Origin of the sequence: Variovorax sp. WDL1, from assembly GCF_001541225.1 — a bacterium.
Lineage (GTDB): Bacteria > Pseudomonadota > Gammaproteobacteria > Burkholderiales > Burkholderiaceae_C > Variovorax.
This window is the reverse complement of sequence record NZ_LMTS01000173.1, coordinates 105,997-110,828: the sequence shown is the minus strand read 5'-3', so window position 1 is coordinate 110,828 and position 4,832 is coordinate 105,997. Positions and strand designations below refer to the sequence as shown.

The window sequence follows — 4,832 nt, the reverse complement described above, 5'->3', positions numbered from 1 at the left end:
GCGAGTTCCGCGGCAGGCCGGCTGCGCGAGCATCGCAGGGCAGTCGGCGCAAAGCGCCGACCGCCACAGTGGCACGCCGCCCCGCACACCCGCAGGCGCCTTTGCAGCGCGCAGCCTGTCCAAGCGCGTTCTTCTACCTTCGATAACCTCGCTGTCAGACCTTCGAGAAGTCGGGCCTGCGCTTCTCCATGAACGCCGTGAACGCCTCCTTCGCAGCTGGCTCGCGCAGCATGCGGCCGAAGCTCTGGCCTTCCTCGCCCATGCGTTCGAGCACGGCAGGTTGCTGCGCCTTCTTCATCAGTCGCTTGGTCTCGATCAACGCCGACAGCGGCTTGGCCGCCAGCTTGCGTGCCTGGGCCTGCGCGATGGAATTGGCCTCCGTGGGCGGCACCACGCGATTGACCAGGCCGACCTCGAGCGCCGCCTCCGCCATGAAGGGCTCGCCCAGCAACAACGCCTCGGCCGCGCGGTGATAGCCGAACATCTGCGGCACCAGCAGGCTGGACGCCGCCTCCGGACACAAGCCAAGATTGACGAAGGGCATCGAGAACGCCGCGTTGTCCCCCGCATAGACCAGGTCGCAATGGAAGAGCATCGTGGTCCCGATACCCACCGCCGGGCCGCACACCGCCGCCACCAGCGGTTTCGGAAAGCTCGCAATGCCGTGCAGGAAGCGGAACACCGGCGATTCCGGCGTCGAGGGCGGCGCGTTCAGGAAGTCGCCGATGTCGTTGCCCGCGCTGAAGATGGTGGCGTCACCCTGGATCAGCACGGCCCGCACCGCGCTGTCCTCGGCGGCCTTCTCGAAGGCGTCGGCCAGCTCCGCGTACATCGCGCGGGTGATGGAGTTCTTCTTGTCGAGGCGGTTGAAGGTCAGGGTCATCACGCCGGCTTCGGTGTGGACGAGGATGTCGCTCATGGAAGGTCCTTGCTGCAAAGAAGTGGACGGAGTATCGAGCCTCGCGGCGGCTCTCACTCCTTGAAGTAGACGATCTGGTTCGAGGTGGCGAGCAGGGCGCCGGCCTCGCTCCACAGCTGCGCGGCCTGGTCGAAGTAGCCGTTGCGGAACTGCTGGCCGGTGGCGCGGCCGAGCAGGTGGCCGTCGCCCACCTCGGCGAGCTGCGCGGCGTCGACATGGAAATAGGTGGTGATCGACACAGTGCCGATCGGCACCGGCTTGGCGCGCCGCAGCCAGACGCGCGGATAGAAGCAGTCGCTCAGCGCCGCCAGCGCCGCGAAATCGAGCGGCCGGGCGGGCGTATCGCGCACCCACATGCGGGTCTCGCTCTGATCGCCGCTTCCGTCCCACCGCCTGGGCAGCGCGCCGCTGATCGGGCGCATCTCGTAGCGCTCGATCCAGGCCACCTTGGCCGGGCCGATGCTCAGGCGCTCCACCTCCATCGGCGGCGGCACCTCGGGCATCGGCAGGTCGCTGGCGCCCCAGGTTTCGCGCCGCAGGGCGGTGACCGCGGTACCTGTGCTCACGACCTGCTGCTTGCCCTCTGCATCGGCCTGCGACATCTGGATCGTCCAGTGCTGCGTCGAGCGGTTGGTGCGCACCGGCACGGCCAGCAGCTCGAAGGCGCCGGCCTCGAGCGCCGCGGCGTAGTTCACCGTGAGCGCGACCGGCGCGCCAAGCAGATCGGGATGCTTCAGCACGGACTGCAGCATCACCGCCGCGGTCGTGCCGCCGAAGGGCCCGACCATGTTCCAGTAATCCATGCTGGTGGCGCCGGTGAAGTGGCCTGCGCGGATGTCGCTGTGCGCGAGCGCCAGCGCCTTGTCCAGGGGGTGTGTGCTCATGGCGGGAGTGTGCTCCGGCTGAAGGACTCAGGCAGTCGTCTGCGGGACGCGGGGCGGCGCCGAAGAGGTCAAGGCCGCGAGCCGGTGCAGGCTGTCCGCCAGGCGCGGCCACAGGTTGCGGCTGAACTGCTCGCGGAAGAACCCGAAGTGCCCGATGCGCCGCGCCTGCACGTCGGCCGGCGCGATGCGCTGCATCGCCCTGGGCGCACCCGCATACAAGCTCAACAGGCTGTGCGTGCCTTCCAGCGTCATCAGCTCGTCATCGGTGATCGACAGCGCCAGCACCGGGAAGCGCACGCGCCCGTAGCTGCGCGCGGCCGCCTCGCCCTCGGCACCCACGCTGTAGCGCGGGTTCAGGCACCAGCGCCGCCACTGCAGGATCACGCCGCGCGGGAGGTCGCCCACCTTGCGCAACCGGCGACCGGGGAAGTACCCGCACAGCCGCGTGGCGAGCGGCACCAGCACCAACCAGAAATAGAGAACGCTGCGCTTGAGCCGCGGCGCGTTCTCGCGCCAGTAGCCGCTGCCGGCAGCGATGCTGACCAGCCCGTCCACCTGTTGCGGCCGCTGCAGGAAGCCCGGCAGCTGTGCGCCCAGGCTGTGGCCCAGCAGGTAGAGCGGGCGGTCGGGCCGCGCGGCCTTGGCGGCGTCGATCACGGCCTCGTAGTCGCGCGCCCAGTCGAACAGGTCGGCCTCGAAGCCCCGCAGCGAGGCCCTGCTGCCGCCCGGCCTCGAATCGCCCGACCCGCGGTAGTCGAAGGTCCAGACGTCGATGCCCTCCTGCGCCAGCCATCGCGCGAAGGGCTCGTAGAAGGCCTGGCGAACGCCCATGGCGCCGCCGATCACAACGCTCGCGCGCTGCGGCCCGGCCGCTTCGTAGCGGCGCAACGCAAGCTGGGCGCCGTCTTCGAGAGTCAGCGTCTTCGGTTGCATGCCGTATCTCCTTTGCTTGCGCGGCAGCCTGCGTGGCGTGCGCGATCAGACCCGCTCGAAGATGCCGGCGGCGCCCTGCCCCATGCCCACGCACATCGTGACCATGCCGTACTTGAGCTTCCTGCGCTGCAGTGCGTGCACCACGGTGGCCGACCGGATGGCGCCGGTCGCGCCCAGCGGATGGCCCAGTGCGATTGCCCCGCCCATCGGGTTGACCTTGGCCGGGTCCAGGCCGAGGGTGTCGATCACCGCCAGCGATTGCGCGGCGAAGGCCTCGTTGAGCTCGATCCAGTCGATGGCGTCCTGCGCCAGGCCCGCGTAGCGCAGCGCGGCGGGGATGGCCTCGATCGGGCCGATGCCCATGATCTGCGGCGGCACGCCCTTGCTCGCGAAGCTCACGAAGCGCGCCAGCGGCTTCAGGTCGAACTGCTGGCAGGCCTTCTCGCTGGCCAGGATCAGCGCGCCGGCGCCGTCGGAGGTCTGCGAGCTGTTGCCGGCGGTGACGGAGCCTCGCGCGGCGAACACGGTGCGCAGCCTGGCCAGGCCTTCGAGGCTGGTGTCGGGGCGGGGCCCTTCGTCGAGCTTCACCGTGCGGGTCTTCGCGATGGCTTCTCCGCTGTCCAGGTCAGGCGTGCGGTCGGTCACCTCGATCGGCGTGATCTCGTCGGCAAACTCGCCGGCCTGCTGCGCCGCCAGCGCGCGCTGGTGCGACTGCAGCGCAAAGGCGTCCTGCGCCTCGCGGCCCACCTTCCACTGCTGCGCTACCTTCTCGGCGGTCAGCCCCATCCCGTAGGCGATGCCGACGTCGCCGTCACGCTCGAAGATCGAGGGCGACAGCGATGGCGAGTTGCCCATCATCGGCACCATGCTCATGCTCTCGACGCCTGCGGCGATCATCACCTCGGCCTCGCCGACGCGGATGCGGTCGGCTGCCATCTGCACCGCCGACAGGCCGGAGGCGCAGAAGCGGTTGACGGTGATGCCGCCGATGCTGGTGGGCAGGCCGGCCAGCACGGCGCCGATGCGCGCCACGTTCAGGCCTTGCTGCCCCTCTGGAATCGCGCAGCCGCAGACGATGTCCTCGATGACCTTCGGATCCAGGTTCGGCACCGCCGCAAGCGCCGCCTTCAGCGTGGTCGCGAGCAGGTCGTCAGGTCGGGTGTTGCGGAAGTAGCCGCGATGGGAGCGGCCGATGGGGCTGCGGGTGGCGGAGACGATGTAGGCGTCTTGGAGTTGCTTGCTCATGGGAATTCCTTCAGTTGCGCAGCGGCTTGCCGGTATTGAGCATCCCCATGATCCGCTCCTGCGTCCTGGGATGAAGAATCAGCGAGCAGAAGGCCTTGCGCTCCAGCGCCATCAGGTATTCCTCGCTCACCAGGCTGCCGGCATCGACATCGCCGCCGGTGACGACGCCCGCGATCAGGCTGGCAATGTGGAAGTCGTGCTCGCTGATGAAGCCGCCGTCGCGCATGTTGACCAGCTGGCCCTTGATGGTGGCGGCACCGCTGCGTCCGGCGACCTTGAAGCGCCGGCGCATGGGCGCGCGCCAGCCCGCGTCGGCCATCGCCCGGGCCTGCTGCAGGGCGACATGGAGCAGCTCGTCCTTGTTGGGCACGATCACGTCGCTGTCGAGCAGGTAGCCCAGCTTCTTCGATTCGAGCGCGCTGGTACCGACCTTGGCCATGGCGGCAGCGGTGAAGCCCTCGGTCAGGAAGGGCAGCAGGTCGTTGCCGGTAGAGGCCGCCGCGTTCTCGGCCGCACGGCGCGCAATGTAGGTCAGGCCGCCTGCACCGGGCACCAGGCCCACGCCGACCTCGACCAGGCCGATGTAGCTTTCCATCGCCGCGACGCGCTTCGCCGAGTAAATGGCAAGCTCGCAGCCGCCGCCCAGCGCCATGCCGCGCACCGCCGAGACCACCGGCACGCCGGCGTAGCGGATCTTGAGCATCACGTTCTGCAGCTCCTGCTCCGCCCCCTCGACCGCGCCGATACCGGCGACCACGAAGGCCGGCAGCATGGCCTGCAGGTCGGCGCCGACGGAGAACATCTCGTCGGGCGACCAGATCACCATCGCCTTGTACTCGCGCTCGGCCAGC

General features: G+C 69.4%; 5 protein-coding genes. All 5 read right to left on the bottom strand.

Annotation, left to right across the window (positions count from 1 at the left end):
- Nucleotides 1–154 precede the first annotated feature (154 nt).
- On the bottom strand, nt 155–919 hold the full coding sequence (locus tag APY03_RS24750; protein WP_068681051.1) for an enoyl-CoA hydratase: 765 nt from the start codon (nt 917–919) through the stop codon (nt 155–157).
- A gap of 53 nt (nt 920–972) precedes the next feature.
- Nucleotides 973–1,803 (bottom strand): acyl-CoA thioesterase, encoded by an 831-nt coding sequence (locus APY03_RS24745; protein ID WP_068681049.1) that lies wholly within the window; start codon nt 1,801–1,803, stop codon nt 973–975.
- Between the two features lie 27 nt (nt 1,804–1,830).
- Nucleotides 1,831–2,736: an alpha/beta hydrolase family protein gene (locus tag APY03_RS24740; RefSeq protein ID WP_068681047.1), complete on the bottom strand. Its 906-nt coding sequence runs from the start codon at nt 2,734–2,736 to the stop codon at nt 1,831–1,833.
- 45 nt (nt 2,737–2,781) lie between these two features.
- Nucleotides 2,782–3,981, bottom strand: coding sequence for an acetyl-CoA C-acyltransferase (locus tag APY03_RS24735; RefSeq protein ID WP_068681045.1), 1,200 nt, complete (start codon nt 3,979–3,981; stop codon nt 2,782–2,784).
- Between the two features lie 10 nt (nt 3,982–3,991).
- A partial coding sequence (locus tag APY03_RS44405; protein WP_232324390.1) for an enoyl-CoA hydratase/isomerase family protein occupies nt 3,992–4,832 on the bottom strand: 841 nt, incomplete at its 5' end.